Raw genomic sequence first — 15,609 nt, 5'->3', positions numbered from 1 at the left:
TGATTAGTATGAATCATAAGGGTTACCTTTTTACGATTTAGATTTCAGTGATTTCACCCTCTATCTAAATCGGTAACCCTTCCCTTTTTTGAAGAGGGAATTGTCAGATCAGATCTGAACTAATGCAACTGACGTTTATTCTGCTGGTAATCATGACGGTGTCGATTTTTACCCAGATCCTGTCGAGAACCTTTAATTATTCCATTTCCTGGACCGAAGAACTTTCCCGGTACTGTTTTATCTGGCTGGTTTATGTGGGAATCAGCTTTGCGGTGAAAAGAAGCCGACACATTCGCATCACCGTTATTGAACTCTGTCTTGGCGAGAGGCAGAAAAAAGCACTGACGGTGCTGGCTGACTTTATTTTCTTTGCCTTTGCGGTGTTTGTGGTTTTTTATGGCGCCAATGTGACCTGGAAACTGCTGGAGTTGCAACAGGTGTCCCCGGCACTGGGTATTCCCATGTGGCTGGTTTACCTTGCGGGCCCTCTGGGATTTTCTCTGGCCTGTATCCGGCTTATTCAGCGGCTGAAGCACTCCCTGGATGAGCTCTTCTTTGAGAGCCCCTGATTGTTGCTTTAAATCGGTTACTGGTTACATTAAAGGTGTATTGTCGTGTCCATATTCATTCTGTTTGCAACCTTTGCACTGTTAATGGTGCTCACCGTTCCCATTGGTATCTCCCTTGGGATTTCGACTCTGCTGACCATTATTTACTCCGGCTCCCTGGACGTTCAGTTTTTGATAACGACCCTGATCACATCGGTGGATTCCTTCCCCATAATGGCCGTGCCTTTCTTTATCCTGGCCGGTGAGATCATGGGCAGTGGTGGTATATCCCGGCGGCTGGTGAGTTTTGCCAACTCCCTGGTGAAAAATGTCACCGGTGGCTTTGCCATTGCTTCCATTCTCACCTGCATGTTTTTTGCCGCCATATCCGGTTCTGGTCCCGCCACTGTGGCTGCGGTGGGGGGCATCATGATTCCAGCCATGATCTCCTATGGCTACGACAAAGGCTTTGCCACTGCCGTTGTCACGGCTGCAGGAGCCATTGGTGTAATGATTCCCCCGAGCATTCCCATGGTGATGTATGGGGTTTCAGCCACTGTATCCATTGGCGATCTGTTTATTTCCGGTGTGATTCCGGGAATCATCGTAACCCTGTTCCTGATGCTCTGGTCTTACTACTACTCCCATAAAATGGGTTACCGGGGCAGTGAGGAACCGTTTTCCTTCCGGCAGGTGCTCTGTGAGCTGAAAAATGCCCAGCTGGCGTTGTTGATTCCCGTGATTATTCTGGGCGGCATCTATGGTGGTATTTTCACCCCAACCGAGGCCAGTGTTGTGGCCGTGGTTTACAGCCTGTTTGTCAGCCTGTTTGTGTACCGGGAAATCAAATGGACTGAAGTTCCGGAGATATTCTCCCGTGCGGCCCTCACCTCTGCCATTGTTCTGGTCATCGTCGGCACGGCTACCGCGTTTGGCAAGTACCTGGCGCTGGAACAGATTCCTGAGCAGATCGCCAGTGCCATGCTGAGCTTTTCCGACATCAAGCTGGTCTTTATTGTATTGGTGGTGCTTCTGCTGCTGGTGGTGGGCTGCTTTATGGAGACCGTTGCGGCCATCATTATCCTGACCCCGATTCTGGTGCCGGTAGCCGTTCAATACGGATTTGATCCCGTGCACTTTGGCGTGGTGATGGTAGTGGCTCTGGCCATCGGCTTTATTACGCCACCCCTGGGCCTGAATCTGTTTGTGGGGTCAGGCGTGTCCGGCATCTCCATTGAAAAATTATCCAGGGCCATTGTTCCTTTCTTTATCGCCATGATTCTGGCCCTGATGGTGATTGTTTTCGTCCCACAGCTGTCGTTAATGCTGCTGGGATAATTGTTTAACGAACAGCCAGTCGTCAGAGGGTTTTCTGCTGGCGGTTTGGGCTGTGCGCTTTGTCAGAACCGCCCGAGGCGGCTTATTAAGGTTACTGAATGAAAATTACCAATGTCATAACGCACCCCATTTCAGTGCCCCTGGAGAAGCCCTTTTATTTCTCCCAGGGGTGGGTGCACCAGCGCAGTTCGCTGATTATTGAAGTGACCACCGATGAGGGCGTCACCGGCTGGGGAGAGTCGCTCTGCCATGGACTGCAGGCTCCGCAGCTGGCGGCTGCATTTGTGGAGTATACCCTGAAGCCCCTGTTGATTGGACGCGACCCGTTTGATGTGGAGGTGCTCTGGGAAGAGATGTACAACACCACCCGCCCCTTTGGTCAGGCCGGTGCGGCAGTCAATGCCATCAGTGGTGTGGATATTGCGCTCTGGGATGTGATGGGGCGCGCTCTGGATAAACCGATCCACTCGCTGCTGGGAGGTGCTTTCCGGAAAGAGGTTCGGCCCTACGCCACCGGGTTTTACCGCCTGGAAGGAGAGCGCTACCCTGAAGCCTCCATTCATGAGGCCCGTGGTTATATCAACAATGGCTTTGAGGCCTTCAAACTCAAGGTGGGTTTCGGTATTGAGGAAGACATTGCCTTTATCCATGCCATCCGTGAAGCGGCGGGGCCTGATGTGAAGATCATGGCGGATGCCAATGGCGCCTACAATGCCGCAACGGCCAGGCGGCTGTTGCTGGAAACCCGGTCCGCCAACCTGTATTTCTTTGAAGAGCTGCTGGCGCCAGAGGACCTTGAGGGCTACCGGCAACTTAAAAACCTCACTGGCACCTATATTGCCGCCGGTGAGCAAATTTTTGGCAAGATGGGTTATCGCCCCTGGATTGAGTCCCGGGCGCTGGATATTCTCCAGCCGGATCTGTGCTCCAGTGGTGGCTTTACCGAGTGCAAGAAAATTGCCGCCATGAGCCAGGCGGCCAATACCATGATGGTACCTCATGTCTGGGGATCCGGTGTGGGTATTGCCGCTTCCCTGCAATTCCTGGCCACATTGCCGCCTGCACCACTCTCCCTGAACCCGGTGGAGCCTTTCCTGGAGTACGATCAGTCCTCCCATCCCTTCAGAAAAGACCTGGTGTTTGACAGTATCCGGATGGAAGAAGGCAAAATCCGGATCTCCACCCGCCCGGGCATTGGGGTGGATGTGAATCGGGATGTGCTGGATGAGTATCGGGTAACCCGGTAAACGGGTTGCTTGATGTGATCAGTGTCTAAATGGCAGACCCGAGTGAATCGGGTCTGCCATTTTTCTTTTAAAAGCTTTCTTCTTTACGCTTCGTCAGCACCTCATAGCCATCCGATGTGACGGCAATGGTATGTTCCCATTGGGCAGACGGACGACGGTCACGGGTTACCGCTGTCCAGCCATCGCCAAGCAGCTTGGTGCCTTTCTTGCCGGCGTTGATCATGGGCTCAATGGTAAACGTCATCCCTTCCTGGAGGACGCAGTCGTTGTGTTCGCCATAGCCCTCGTAGTGAAGCACCTGTGGATCCTCATGGAACACATTGCCAATGCCATGGCCGCAGTACTCTTCCACAACGGTAAAGTGATTGGCATGGGCATGGTGGGCGATAACCCGGCCGATATCACTTAACCGGTTGCCGGGTTTCACCTGCTCAATCCCTTTGTAGAGGCATTCCTGGGTGACCTTGACCAGCCGCTCATTAAAGGGCTGTACCTTGCCCACCAGAAACATCTTGCTGGTGTCTCCGTGATAGCCATCCTTGATCACGGTAATGTCGATATTGAGCACATCACCGCTTTTCAACAGCTTTTTGTCACTGGGGATACCGTGACACACCACCTGATTGATGGACATACAGGTGGCCTTGGGAAAGCCGGGGCGACCCGGTGCCGCGCCATAGTTCAGGGGGGCAGGGATGGCCTGCTGCTCATTGACGATGTATTCGTGACAGATACGATCCAGCTCACCGGTGGACACACCAGGCTTGATAAAAGGCTCAATCATCTCAAGCACTTCGGCGGCCAGTCGCCCGGCTATGCGCATCTTCTCGATTTCGTCAGGGGTCTTGATGGTTACATTCATTTTCTGTGTTGGGTCTGTGCTGGTTGCCTTAACGATGCAATGATCTGTATCAATGATCTATATCAAAGATTGTTCGGGTTCGTCTGGAATAGGGGGTATGTTATCAGAAGTGAGGTCTCAAGTATCGGGGGAATAACGGATGTTGGCACAGGATTTTCGGAAAAAACGTTCATAGTGGTCGAAAACCGGCCGAAAGAGCAGTGCTTTCAGGCAATGCGTCTCTGTTGCTGCAACGGAGTTGGCCTGTCAGCCAGGGACAGGGGGCCATAGTCGGATCGGATAATGCGAGGTAAGTTGATCGATGGTACTATGTCAAGGCTGTGTAAAGTAATGGGCACGAGTCGTTCAATGCCTGTTGTCTGAGGATTCCTGAGCTGGCCGGGAGGGGCGGTAGCGTGTCTGGACCGGAGTTAAACTTCTTTTGTTGTCTGCTGGTGATATCAGGAAGATCGGGTGTATATCGAACACTGGTTGTATGAGGTTAGGCCTTAGTGATTGGAGAAAGGAGTATTAAGAATGGGGCTCATAGAAGCAATCTTGATTGGAATCCAGTTCAAACGGCTCGAGAAACCCATTATATTTTTTTCCATGTTAGTTTGTTTCGTCGCTTTTAGTGTTCTCGGAATTGTAATCGTCCTAGCAGGTATTGAGGGTATTTTAAAAGGTAAACCCTTTCTGGCTTCAGCTGGGATAGTTTTATCTTCAACTGTATTTTTTGGGCTGTCAGCGGTCAGTGGTTGCTTTATCAAAAAGTGCATACGGTAATGCTGGATGTACACAATGAATAACGTTGAGTGGTAGTTTAAGTCCGAATCAAAAAACAGACTGTCAAAAACAGTGGTATTAAGAAATAGCAAAAAGGAGAACAATAATGAAAACCGCGCTATCCATTCTGAGGCCTTTGTTGATTGGAGCCTTGCTATTGTTCCATGGGGGAACGTCGGCAGAAGTGCTGGGTACGGCCATTGCTGCCGGGGGAAAAGTGACGGCCAGTGTAATCACCGGTGAGACCGTGGATTCGCTGGTGGAGTCCGCCAGAAGGGAAGCAACCCGGCTGCTGGCGGAAGCGGAAAACACCGGCAATGTATTGTTGGCCAGGGCTGCTGATGAACTGAACCTGGCGGCGGATAATGTGGTCCGCCAGTTGGGGGAGCAGCTGGAGGTGGCCTTTGAGGAAATTGATGAAGACAAGCGGGATATGCTGATTGGTCTGGCCTCGGCCACTGAAGCGGCGACCAGCCTGGGGGAAAGGGCTTATACCTTTAAAGATACCCTGGCCCTGGATATGAGATCCATTCTGGGAGGCATTCCTTTTGTGAAGGAAAATCTGGTGCTGCAGCGGATTTCCGGGCTTTCCATTATTGCGGGCAAGCCGCACTATACCCTCAAACTTCTGGGGTCGTATGTGGGGTTGCCAGGCGAAGACCATCGAACCTCTCTGTCTGTTTCCATTGATGGCAAACCCATCGAAGGGGTTGAAGTGGATCCCAGGGAAATTCACCTGGTCAATATTATTATTCCTGCCGCCAGCCTGGATCCTTTTCTCTCCAGTGAGTCCCCGGTGAGAATCCCTTTGACGATTCATATTGACCAGACCTTTGATCAGCGTTTTCTGGGCTTTTTATGGAATTATGAACAGGAGAAAAGCTACAAGGCCAATGTCGCCTTAACGCTGTACCCCACCTTTGCGGGCAAGATCAATGTGATTTCAAGGAATAAAGTTCTGGGCTGGAAGCCTGCACCGCCTAAAGAGAGGGAGATGACCCACTCTGACCACTGCTCGAAAAAATGCAAGAACCACCATGGCACCAGCCATAGCGTTAGCATTTCCGCCAATGGCACCTCTTCCAGCCCGAAAATCGGCGACACCCGAATTGTTGGGGCTTCCTGCCGACATGTGGCAGGAACATCCGGTTTCAGTGTGGACGAGGGAACCCGGGTCTCCCAGGATGGTTCCAGCGCCACCTGCCAGATCCGGTTTCGAACACAACCGCAAACGTTCCGCCTGACGGCCCGGATGGAAGAGTATGGCGTCCTTGAGGAAAAAGATGAATCTTACGACGCCCGGCTGTATTTCGATCAGCTGACCGAAGTCCGGATTCCCAAAACATCCGGTGCTGTGTTTATCAAAGGAGAGCTGATTACCGGGGATAAGGTGGATCTTCTTGCCTCCCAGATTGTGGCGGACTCTCCGGTGAAAGTGGTGCGCAGGTTGAACAACGCCAGTGATAAATCCATTTTCCTCAGTGCTGTCAGGCCGCCGGAGCTATAACGGATTGCCCCTCTTCTTAACCGGGAGAGGGGAGTGTGTTTTTGAGAGGCTTAAAAAAAAGGAATTAATTGAGTAATGTCATTCCCAAGTTTCTGGCTTTTTTGTCAAAGGTGACCGTTTGGTCGCAACCGTTTTTCATATTGATCAAATAGATCACTGCATCACTGAAGTCTCCATTACCTGTTTTGTAGAGCTGAATGGCCTGAAAAGCAATGGTGCTCTGTTCCACCAGTAATTGGCGGGTGGTGGTTAGCTGCCTGAGAATGCCAATGAGTTCAGTCTTGGTCTGTCTATAGCAGGTGCTCAGAACCCAGACTGTTTCGATCAGGGTTATCAGGGAAATAAAGCCAGGAAATTCAGGACTGAGCCGACTTTCTATTAGTTCAGTGGCCAGGGTGGATTGTTTGGGGTCATCCTGCACGAGATAGCGAACAAGGACATTGGTATCCAGGCCAATCATGGTTCGCTGCCCCTGCGCTGGATAGCCTGATTCATTTCCTCTATAGAAACTGTTTTATCTGCTTTTACTATGCCTTTCAGTGACTTAATGTCGTTGCTGGCGGCCAGCATTTCATAGCGGCCAGGGGCGACCTCGATAAACTGAATCCGGTCTCCTGCGCTGACATTAAGGGCATTTCGGATAGCAGCCGGGATGGTTATCTGCCCCTTGCTGGTCAGTGTCGCTGCTGCTGTATTCATACCCTTACCTTTTGGTAAATGCCTTACATTTTTTGATTTTAGGGCAGCATCCAATGCTCTGCCACTGTATTTCATCAGCGCTTTTTGCTTCTTTCCTTAAAGTGTTGATCAGCCCTGCAATTCCATTGATTGTCAGGGCTGAAAGGGAGTGGGCTTATGTGGCAGGATCAGACCGCAACGGTCAATACCCGATAACAGCGAAGGCAGCGACTGGCTTCTTCCCTGGCCTGGGCAGGTGTGTAGCCGCTCTCAATCTCATCAAACGACGTCATCCGCTGCTGGATGGGCAAGATGTCACAGGTTGGCCGACCGGCTTTTCCTCCCTGGTAGAGTGCTTCATCCTGGTCAAACACCTTGAGCTGGCTGAACAGTCGGTCAAAACCTTCCTCCAGGGCGTTCCCCAGAGGCTGGCCGTTGATAAACCGGTCAATGTTTTCCGCCCCTCTCAGGCCGCAGGCCGCTGCGGTCACTAGAGCATCCGGGCCATCATTCTCGCAGTCCCCGCCACAGAATACCCCTTTACGGCTGGTTTCCTGAGTCAGAGGGTTGACGACAATGGTGTTCCAGCTTGTGGTTTCAATATCCTCCACACCGTTCAGCAGCTCCAGGTTCACCTTCTGGCCGATGGCTGAAACAAGGGTGTCACACTCCAGTACGAACTCTGAACCTTTAATGGGAACCGGTCGACGGCGTCCGCTGTCATCGGGTTCTCCCAGTTCCATTTTCAGGCACTGGAGCCCCACCACCCGATCATTTTCGGCCATGATTTTCTGGGGTGCGATCAGGAAGTGGAATTGCACATTTTCTTCTTCCGCTCCGGTGATCTCATGGGGGTCCGCAGGCATTTCCTGGCGTGTCCTCCGATAGAGCAGGTTGACCGAATCCTTATGGTGCCGGACGGCGGTTCGCACACAGTCCATGGCCACATTGCCCCCGCCAATCACAGCCACTTTTCGCCCCTCAGGGTAAGGGTCTTTGCCGTTGTTGATATCCGCCAGATAGCGGACACCGGGAATATAGCCCTGATACCCTTCGTTTTCGCCTTCCACACGCATGGCGCTGCTGTTATGGGCGCCAATGGCGATAAAGAGCGCGTCGAAGTCTTTTTCCAGATCGGTGATCAGGACATCTTTACCCACAGAAGTGTTGTACTGGATCTGGACACCCAGCTTGCGTACGGCATCCACCTCATCGTGAAGGGTGGAGCGGGGGACACGGTAGTCCGGGATACCCGTCGCTACCATGCCGCCGGGTTCCGGCAGCTGTTCAAAAACAGTGACCTGATGCCCCCGGCGAGCCAGGTGGCAGGCACAGGCCAGTCCGGCAGGACCCGCACCGATAATGGCTACGGAACCGGTCACTTCAGAGGGCTGCTCTGGAAAAATCAGCGCCTCGTTCTTTTTGCTGGCGGAATCCGCCACAAACCGCTTCAGGCCGCGAATATCGACACTCTGGTCACGAATCTGGCGGCGGCACTGGTTTTCACAGGGGTGAAAACAGGCTCGTCCGAGCACGCCAGGCAGGGGCAGTCGGCTGCAGATCAGGTCCAGAGATTTTTTGAACTGACCGTTTCTCACATAATCCACATACTGGGGAATATCCAGCTTCAGTGGGCAGGCTTCGATGCAGGGAGCGGTCACTTTGGAATGGTATTGACCGGGAGTAATGGGGGTACCCTGGTCAATGGCGGCCCGGAACTCAGGTTCGAAATGTTCCAGTGCCTGGGCAACGGGCAGTGGCCCCAGCTGACCGATGCCGCAGCGGCCGGTATCCAGAACGGTTCGAGAGATGTTTTTAAGATGATCAAGGTCGGCGGATTCTCCCTGGCCATCACAGATTTTCTCCAGCAGGGTGCTCATCATATTCATGCCTGTGGGGCAGGTGGAGCACTGGCCACAGGACTGCTGTTTGACGGTTTGAATGTACTGGTGACACAGATCCACAACATTGACGTCCGGTGACCATATGACCAGGCCATCCCAACCGATCAACGCTTTCAGCGGCTGTGTTTCACTGAAGCTCCGGGCATTGAAGGGCAAGGGCTGATCAGAAGAGGTAAGGCCCGGGAGAGAGCCGGACACCTGGCCCCCCCAGGAACTGAAATAGACGGATTCCATAGTGTTTACCTGAATAGTGTCAGAGTCGCCGCTGTGAAAGACAGGGCTGTCCTGTCCATTACGATTGCGGCGACCTGAAGGCTGTTATTGACTGCTTACTGACGTTTATCCACCCGGACCGAGCACACCTTGTACTCCGCCGTCATGGTGACCGGGTCAAAAGCCGGGTTGGTCAACCAGTTGGCGTTGGTCTTATGGAAGTGGAACGTCATCCACAGCATGCCTTCCGGCACTTCATCGGTGATCCGTGCGGCAATGTCCACCTGTCCCCTCCGTGAGGAAACGGTCACCACCTCACCCGGTTCGATACACAACCTTTGGGCATCGGCGGTGGAGATGTCCACGAACTCTTCTCCCATTACCTCGTTGAGTCCCTCGCTGTTACCAGTCTGGGTGCGGGTATGGTAATGGGTCAGCCGACGACCTGTACTCAGGGTAAGCGGATACTCCGGGTCGGGGACTTCCGCCGCCGGGCGATAGTCCACTGGCGTCAGATACCCCTTGCCCCGGCTAAAGTGACCATCTCTGTGCAGAACCGGCGTTCCCGGATGGGACTCGTCAGGGCAGGGCCACTGCAGACCATGCTCTTCAATCCGGTGGTATTTGATGCCCTTGAGCGCCGGATTCAGTTCGGAGATTTCATGGTCCCAGATCTCACGGGCGCTGCTGGATTCCCAGTGATGACCCAGACGATGGGCAATCTCCCGGAAAATCCACCAGTCGGGTTTTGCCTCTCCCGGAGGCGGGCTGACCGCGCGCACCCGGCTGACCCGACGCTCACTGCTGGTAAAGGTACCCTCTTTCTCAGACCAGGCAGCAGCAGGTAGCACCACGTCCGCAAACCGTGTGGTGGCGGTGGGGAAGATATCCTGGCAGACCAGGAACTCAACGGCAGACAGTTCTTCCTCTACCTTGTTGATGTCCGGCTCGGTCTCTGCGACGTTTTCCCCGAAGATATACATCCCCCGGATCTTCCCGTCTTTCATGCCCTCAAACATCTGGGGCATCTTCATGCCAATCTCGCCAGGCAGTTCAGCCACTTTCCAGAACTCAGCAAACCGCTGTCGTACTTCCGGGTCGGTGACCTTCTGATAGCCGGGCAGGTAATTGGGCAGAGCGGCCATATCACAGGCACCCTGAACGTTGTTCTGGCCGCGCAGAGGGTTAACGCCACCGCTTTCCTGACCCATATTACCCAGCAGCATTTGCAGGTTGGCCACGGACAGCACATTGTCAAAGCCACTGGTATGCTCCGTCAGCCCCAGGGTGTAGCAGAGCATGGCCGGTTTGATTTGTGCCATCAGCCGGGCGGCCTGGACGATGGCTTCCGGTTCAATGCCACAGATGTCGGCAGCGTATTCCGGTGTATACTGGGTCACTTTGTCCTGCAGGGCGTCAAAGTTCTCGCAGTGCTCTTCAATAAACTGCCTGTCGTATAAGTCCTCCTGAATCAGCACATGGGCAATGGCGTTCAGTAAAGCCACATCGGTGCCCGGCTTGAGTTGAATGTGGAGATCAGCAAACTGTTCCAGTTTCTGTTTCCGTGGATCGATAAGAATCATGCGTGCACCGTCTTCCACCGCGTTTTTCAAGAACGTGGCAGCCACCGGATGCGCCTCCAACATGTTGGAGCCGATGATGATAAACAATCTGGCCTTTTGAAACTCCGCGAAGGAGTTGGTCATGGCGCCAGAACCAAATGCGGTTGCCAGACCGGCAACTGTGGGGGCGTGTCACGTTCGTGCACAATGGTCGATGTTGTTGGTTCCGAATACGGTCCTGAACAGTTTCTGCATCTGGTAGGAGTCTTCCGAAACACTCCGGGCGCAGCTGACACCCGCCACAGAGTCGGGGCCGGATTCGTCCACAAACTGCTGGAATTTACTGGCCACCAGATCCAGGGCTTCATCCCAGCTGGCCGGTTCCAGCTCACCATTGCGACGAATCAGAGGCTGGGTCAGCCGGTCTTCAGAATAGATAAAGTCGTAGGCATAACGACCTTTGATGCAGGTACGCCCCTGGTTGGGCAGGCCGTCTTCGGCACCCGTGACCCGGACGATTTTCTGGTCTTTCACGTGGAGATTCAGCTGGCACCCAACACCGCAGTAGGGGCAGGTGGTTTTGACAATCTCCTGTTCCCAGGGTTTCCCGGCCAACCGGGATTTCTTTTCAATCAGTGCGCCGGTGGGGCAGGATTGAACACATTCGCCACAGAAGGTGCAGTCGCTGTCTTTCAGTGGTATGTCTTTCGGCCCAGCCTGGATTTTCGGGGGGGCTGTGCGGTCACTGAACTGAAGATTCCCATGTCCCTGAACTTCATTACAGGCCTTGACGCAGCGGCCGCAGAGTATGCAGCGGGAGAAGTCCCGGGCAATCAGCGGGTTGACGTCCTCAAGACCGTCCGGGTTTGGAATAGCCGGATAGTCACTGCCGTCCACCTGGTATTCCACGGCCAGATCCTGAAGTTCGCAGGTGCCGTTGCGGTGGCAGAGCAGGCAGTTGTGGTTGCCCGATGCGAGCATCATGCCCAGCACCTGCTTTCTGGCGTTCATCACTTTTTCCGAGCGGGTATGAACCACCATGCCAGCTGTTGCCGGTGTATCGCAGGTGCTCATCAGTTCGGGGTTGTCGTCTACCTCCGCCAGACAGAGCCGGCAGGATCCTGAGGGCAGAGTCCCTTTCAGGTGGCAGAGGGTGGGTATGTCTATGTTTTGCTCTCTGGCGACATCCAGCAAAGTCTCTCCTGATTCAAAGGAGCAGATCTTGCCATCCATCCAGAGCGTATTAACGTTCTGCATCGCAATCTCATCTTTGATGTTGGGAGTATGAAAACGCCGCCATCCCGGGGCTTGCAATTTCCATGTTTCTGGAAGGAGTGACACGCTGTCTTGCAACGTATTATAAAAAGTGGTCTGCAAAGAACTTTTTGTCACGGTTTACAGCATGCACTATCTATGAATTTGAACATAAAGGCATTGCTCTGCGTCATAAATAGTCAACAAAAGTCTGAAAAAAGACCAGGAGCATGCCCGGCCTTTTCAGTGGGAGGGATGCGGCGGTCAGCCTGCGGTATAGTAGGTAGCAGCGCCAGGGCCTACCGGCATGTTCAGGATAAATACCCAGATAAAGAACAGAATCGACCAGCCTACCAGGAAGAACAGAGAATAAGGCAGCATGGTGGAAATCAGGGTACCGATGCCGAGGTCTTTCTTATAGCGCGTGGCGAAAGAAACAATCAGGCCAAAGTAGCTCATCATGGGGGTGATGATATTGGTCACAGAGTCTCCGATCCGGTAGGCGGCCTGGATTACCTCAGGGGCATATCCCACCAGCATCAGCATGGGCACGAAGATGGGAGCCGTGACGGCCCACTGAGCAGAGGCGCTGCCGATCATCAGGTTGACAAAGCCGCACATCAGGATGAAGAACACAAACAGCAGGGGGCCGGTCAGTCCGATGCCCTGAAGGAATTCTGCACCCAGTACGGCGAATACTGTGCCGAAGTGGGTCATCTTGAAGAAGGCGACAAACTGGGCAGCAAAGAACACCAGTACAATATACATGCCCATGGTGCCCATGCTTTTGGCCATGCAGTCGATGACGTCGCGGTCGTTTTTTATGGTACCGACCACCTTGCCATAGACGATCCCCGGTACTGCAAAGAAGACCAGGATCATGGCGACAATACCCTTGAGGAACGGAGACCCGGATACCAGGCCTGTTTCAGGATGACGCAGCACGCCCCATTCGGGAACAATGGTGAGGGCCATAAGACCACAGACCCCAAGGATGGACAGGCCGGCCAGTTTCAGGCCGCGTTTTTCCGTGGCACTCAGGTGGTCCATCTTCTCTTCGGCCAGGTTAATGCTGGCTTCTTTGGGGTCGTAGGTTCCCAGGTTGGGTTCCACAAATTTGATGGTGACCCAGCTACCGACACCGGCAATCATAAAGGTACTTAGAATCATAAAGTACCAGTTGACTTCCGGACCGACCACATAAGTGGGGTCAATGATCCGGGCGGCGGCTTCGGTGATGCCCGCCAGCAGGGGGTCTACAGTACCCAGCAGCAGGTTGGCACTGTACCCTCCGGAGACCCCGGCGAAGGCTGCGGCCAGACCGGCGATGGGGTGTCTGCCCAGGGAGTGGAAGACCATGGCCGCCAGAGGAATCAGCACCACATAGCCCAGCTCGGAGGCGGTGTTTGAGAGGACCCCGGCAAAGACCACAATAAGGGTAACGGTATTGCGGGAAGCCTTCATGACCAGAGAGCGCACCGCGGCGCTGAGCAGCCCGGAGTGTTCGGCAATACCGACCCCCAACAGGGCAACCAGTACCGTGCCCAGAGGTGCAAAGCCGGTGAAATTAGAGACCAGGCTGGTGACGATCATTCGAAGACCATCGCCGTTCAATAGGCTGACCACTTCAATAACGCCACTGGCAGCACGGCCTGGTGCTCCTTCCGGACGGGGGTCTACCACGCTGACGCCCAGCCAGGAGGCCAGTCCACTGAGCAGGACCACCCCCAGGGCAAACAGGGCAAACAGGGTGACCGGGTGAGGTAACAGGTTTCCAAGCCATTCCACGGCCTTCAGGAAACGGTTAAAGGTGCTGCGCTGGTTGTTATCGTTTTTTGCATCACCTGTTGGCAGTACTTCGGATGAGTACGACATAATCCACTCCAACAGTTGTGTTTATCAGTTTTAAGTTGTCATCACCGGGTTGACCCGAAAGGGTTGAATAGACTCAGTGATCACTGTCGGGAGGGTTCTGCTCAAACTTTTTCCGGACAAAGTCCGGACAGAGCCAGTGCTGAAAACCGTTCCCGGGTTACGGCCAGGCAAAGGACCCCGGCATAAAGCTTCCCTCGAAACAGCCCTTGACAAGACCTTGACAGGCAAGGCATGAAAAGCGCTTGAGAGAAAAAAAGCGTAGGTATAGTACACTAAGTTATATCGTTATAAAAACACTGAATTTCATGGGAATTAGTTGTCTGTAGTCGTCTGTTAGGGGGATTTTCTGATTTTAGGTGTTTAGGTAGGAAGGTACTGCAGCTTTTGGTGAAAATAAAATACCAGAGTTTAACTTTGAACCCATTTTTAGCTGGTTATTCTGGTTAGTATCACTGTTCTCTCCCAGCCAGCTCATCAAGCCAGACCGCCTTATCATTACTGGTGATCGAGACGCAGAGCAGGCGCGCCTTCGAGACAACCCTCACTGGCTTTATGCCTGTAGGCAATTGCAGTGCCCTGGAGGTGAGCTTTTGCCCTTATGCCTTTGCACAGGTCAGGAGTCAGGGCATCACCGGCAGTTATACCAAAGCGCCCCAGGAAACCATGCAGGCACTGGTGGAAGCTGGGGAAGAGTTCGCTCTGTTCTTCGACGGCATGAACGAGGCGTAGTCAGACAACCCGGTGAGTATCACTATGTATTGACAGCAATTTATGCCAGTACAGTGCCTGTTCTTCACAGCGATGAGTTTGCAGAGATCTCTATGGAGTTCGAGGGATTGAGAAGCAGTACCATTACCGGTAATGGCCTCTCCCAGTTTATGAAAGTGGTGCAGGCGCTTTAAACCCCTGTTAGAAAATGACAAAGTAAATTAGGTATTTTTCTTTTCTGGTCTACCTTTGATAGCAGCAATTAGCGGGTTGAAGGTGGTTACATTGATTCGAATGATTATTTTGTGTTTTTTGTTATTTATTTTTTCCAGCTTCTCATATGCAAAAAGTTATTTTTTTATTTCTGAAGATAACTTTATGCTTGAATTTATAGTTGCAGAGGGTGATGACATATCTAGTTATGTCATTATGAATCATGAAAGTAACAAGTGGGAGTTTAAAGACCCTGTTGGGTTAATTGTTCATTATAGAAGTCGTGATAAAAAACCATTTGAAATTTATGAAATGATTTCAAGAGCTCTAATTACCTTAGGACAAAGAGCCAGAGAATATGATGTATTCAGTAACCTGGTTTCTGAACTAGATTTGTCTCGTAGAGACATTCATGCATTGGCAGGAAGCAACACCCAAAATTTCATTTTAGCGGGTTACACGATGAGGTCTGTATTTAGCTTCAATAGTGCTTATCTATCTGGCCCTTTGAAATATGATGCGAAATGCAGTAGGCCCATCACAAGATCGAGGTCAAAGGATCATGGTAGTGAAGTATGTCTGCAATGTGGAGCTCAAATCCCTGCTAATGAACCCCCTCATAGTCATACCGGCGCTGTTCAAATTAAGTGTTGCTCTACCCAATGTATAGAAACTTGATCTAAAAAAGCCTCCTCTGAGAAGAGTTGAGTTTTAAGAAACCTTTTCCACCCGAGGTAACGAGACAGGTATTTTGTTGCAACGCCTCTGAAAAGTCCGTTAATCCAGCTCTTCAGGTCACTGTGATAAGCTGCATTAGTTCAGATCTGATCTGACAATTCCCTCTTCAAAAAAGGGAAGGGTTACCGATTTAGATAGAGGGTGAAATCACTGAAATCTAAATCGTAAAAAGGTAACCCTTATGATTCATACTAATC

At 52.4% G+C, this 15,609-nt stretch carries 13 protein-coding genes and 1 pseudogene; 7 read left to right on the top strand and 7 right to left on the bottom strand.

Annotated elements, in window-relative coordinates; all coding sequences use genetic code 11:
- The first annotated feature begins 122 nt into the window (after nt 1–122).
- The 3 genes from ACNRUY_RS22675 to ACNRUY_RS22665 all read left to right on the top strand — a co-directional run bounded on the left by ACNRUY_RS22675 (nt 123) and on the right by ACNRUY_RS22665 (nt 3,133).
- Nucleotides 123–569 carry a TRAP transporter small permease gene (locus ACNRUY_RS22675; protein WP_488113939.1) on the top strand — a complete coding sequence of 149 codons (447 nt, stop codon included), beginning with the start codon at nt 123–125 and terminating at the stop codon, nt 567–569.
- Between the two features lie 45 nt (nt 570–614).
- Entirely contained in the window at nt 615–1,886 is a 1,272-nt protein-coding gene (locus ACNRUY_RS22670; RefSeq protein WP_488113938.1) for a TRAP transporter large permease, read from the top strand.
- A 98-nt stretch (nt 1,887–1,984) separates the two neighbouring features.
- Nucleotides 1,985–3,133, top strand: a complete 1,149-nt coding sequence (locus ACNRUY_RS22665; RefSeq protein ID WP_488113937.1) for a mandelate racemase/muconate lactonizing enzyme family protein — start codon at nt 1,985–1,987, stop codon at nt 3,131–3,133.
- A 67-nt stretch (nt 3,134–3,200) separates the two neighbouring features.
- Here the strand turns inward: ACNRUY_RS22665 and map are convergent, their stop codons facing one another.
- The gene (gene map, locus ACNRUY_RS22660; protein WP_488113936.1) at nt 3,201–3,995 is read right to left on the bottom strand and encodes a type I methionyl aminopeptidase; all 795 of its coding nucleotides are present in this window, start codon (nt 3,993–3,995) and stop codon (nt 3,201–3,203) included.
- A gap of 871 nt (nt 3,996–4,866) precedes the next feature.
- Here map and ACNRUY_RS22655 point away from each other — a divergent pair.
- Entirely contained in the window at nt 4,867–6,267 is a 1,401-nt protein-coding gene (locus ACNRUY_RS22655) for a hypothetical protein (RefSeq protein WP_488113935.1), read from the top strand.
- 64 nt (nt 6,268–6,331) lie between these two features.
- Here the strand turns inward: ACNRUY_RS22655 and ACNRUY_RS22650 are convergent, their stop codons facing one another.
- The 5 genes from ACNRUY_RS22650 to ACNRUY_RS22630 form a co-directional block, all read right to left on the bottom strand.
- Entirely contained in the window at nt 6,332–6,727 is a 396-nt protein-coding gene (locus ACNRUY_RS22650; protein ID WP_488113934.1) for a type II toxin-antitoxin system VapC family toxin, read from the bottom strand.
- Entirely contained in the window at nt 6,724–6,966 is a 243-nt protein-coding gene (locus tag ACNRUY_RS22645) for an AbrB/MazE/SpoVT family DNA-binding domain-containing protein (protein ID WP_488113933.1), read from the bottom strand. Before ACNRUY_RS22645 ends, ACNRUY_RS22650 begins: the two co-directional genes overlap by 4 nt.
- A gap of 167 nt (nt 6,967–7,133) precedes the next feature.
- Nucleotides 7,134–9,083: an FAD-dependent oxidoreductase gene (locus ACNRUY_RS22640; protein ID WP_488113932.1), complete on the bottom strand. Its 1,950-nt coding sequence runs from the start codon at nt 9,081–9,083 to the stop codon at nt 7,134–7,136.
- A gap of 95 nt (nt 9,084–9,178) precedes the next feature.
- Nucleotides 9,179–11,857 carry a formate dehydrogenase subunit alpha gene (fdhF, locus tag ACNRUY_RS22635; RefSeq protein ID WP_488113940.1) on the bottom strand — a complete coding sequence of 893 codons (2,679 nt, stop codon included), beginning with the start codon at nt 11,855–11,857 and terminating at the stop codon, nt 9,179–9,181.
- Nucleotides 11,858–12,142: 285 nt separating this feature from the next.
- Nucleotides 12,143–13,753 carry an AbgT family transporter gene (locus tag ACNRUY_RS22630; RefSeq protein WP_488113931.1) on the bottom strand — a complete coding sequence of 537 codons (1,611 nt, stop codon included), beginning with the start codon at nt 13,751–13,753 and terminating at the stop codon, nt 12,143–12,145.
- A 552-nt stretch (nt 13,754–14,305) separates the two neighbouring features.
- On the opposite strand from ACNRUY_RS22630, the gene ACNRUY_RS22625 reads away from it, so the two are divergent.
- From ACNRUY_RS22625 to ACNRUY_RS22615, 3 genes are all read left to right on the top strand, one after another.
- Nucleotides 14,306–14,482, top strand: coding sequence for a hypothetical protein (locus ACNRUY_RS22625; RefSeq protein ID WP_488113930.1), 177 nt, complete (start codon nt 14,306–14,308; stop codon nt 14,480–14,482).
- Nucleotides 14,483–14,511: 29 nt separating this feature from the next.
- The gene (locus ACNRUY_RS22620) at nt 14,512–14,655 is read left to right on the top strand and encodes a hypothetical protein (RefSeq protein ID WP_488113929.1); all 144 of its coding nucleotides are present in this window, start codon (nt 14,512–14,514) and stop codon (nt 14,653–14,655) included.
- A gap of 91 nt (nt 14,656–14,746) precedes the next feature.
- On the top strand, nt 14,747–15,352 hold the full coding sequence (locus ACNRUY_RS22615; RefSeq protein WP_488113928.1) for a hypothetical protein: 606 nt from the start codon (nt 14,747–14,749) through the stop codon (nt 15,350–15,352).
- Between the two features lie 23 nt (nt 15,353–15,375).
- Here the strand turns inward: ACNRUY_RS22615 and ACNRUY_RS22610 are convergent.
- Nucleotides 15,376–15,483, bottom strand: a pseudogene (locus ACNRUY_RS22610) (IS1595 family transposase); the annotation flags it as partial.
- Nucleotides 15,484–15,609: the final 126 nt, after the last annotated feature.

It is taken from the genome of Endozoicomonas sp. Z74, from assembly GCF_057680865.1.
The sequence above is the reverse complement of the archived record's forward strand: the minus strand, read 5'-3'. Positions and strand labels throughout refer to the sequence as shown.

Excerpts from the sequence above, each read along its gene's own strand:
- ACNRUY_RS22655 (WP_488113935.1), top strand. The coding sequence starts at position 4,867 with ATGAAAACCGCGCTATCCATTCTGAGGCCTTTGTTGATTGGAGCCTTG.
- ACNRUY_RS22665 (WP_488113937.1), top strand. The coding sequence starts at position 1,985 with ATGAAAATTACCAATGTCATAACGCACCCCATTTCAGTGCCCCTGGAG.
- map (WP_488113936.1), bottom strand. The coding sequence starts at position 3,995 with ATGAATGTAACCATCAAGACCCCTGACGAAATCGAGAAGATGCGCATA.
- ACNRUY_RS22650 (WP_488113934.1), bottom strand. The coding sequence starts at position 6,727 with ATGATTGGCCTGGATACCAATGTCCTTGTTCGCTATCTCGTGCAGGAT.
- ACNRUY_RS22645 (WP_488113933.1), bottom strand. The coding sequence starts at position 6,966 with ATGAATACAGCAGCAGCGACACTGACCAGCAAGGGGCAGATAACCATC.
- ACNRUY_RS22675 (WP_488113939.1), top strand. The coding sequence starts at position 123 with ATGCAACTGACGTTTATTCTGCTGGTAATCATGACGGTGTCGATTTTT.
- ACNRUY_RS22630 (WP_488113931.1), bottom strand. The coding sequence starts at position 13,753 with ATGTCGTACTCATCCGAAGTACTGCCAACAGGTGATGCAAAAAACGAT.
- ACNRUY_RS22625 (WP_488113930.1), top strand. The coding sequence starts at position 14,306 with ATGCCTGTAGGCAATTGCAGTGCCCTGGAGGTGAGCTTTTGCCCTTAT.
- ACNRUY_RS22640 (WP_488113932.1), bottom strand. The coding sequence starts at position 9,083 with ATGGAATCCGTCTATTTCAGTTCCTGGGGGGGCCAGGTGTCCGGCTCT.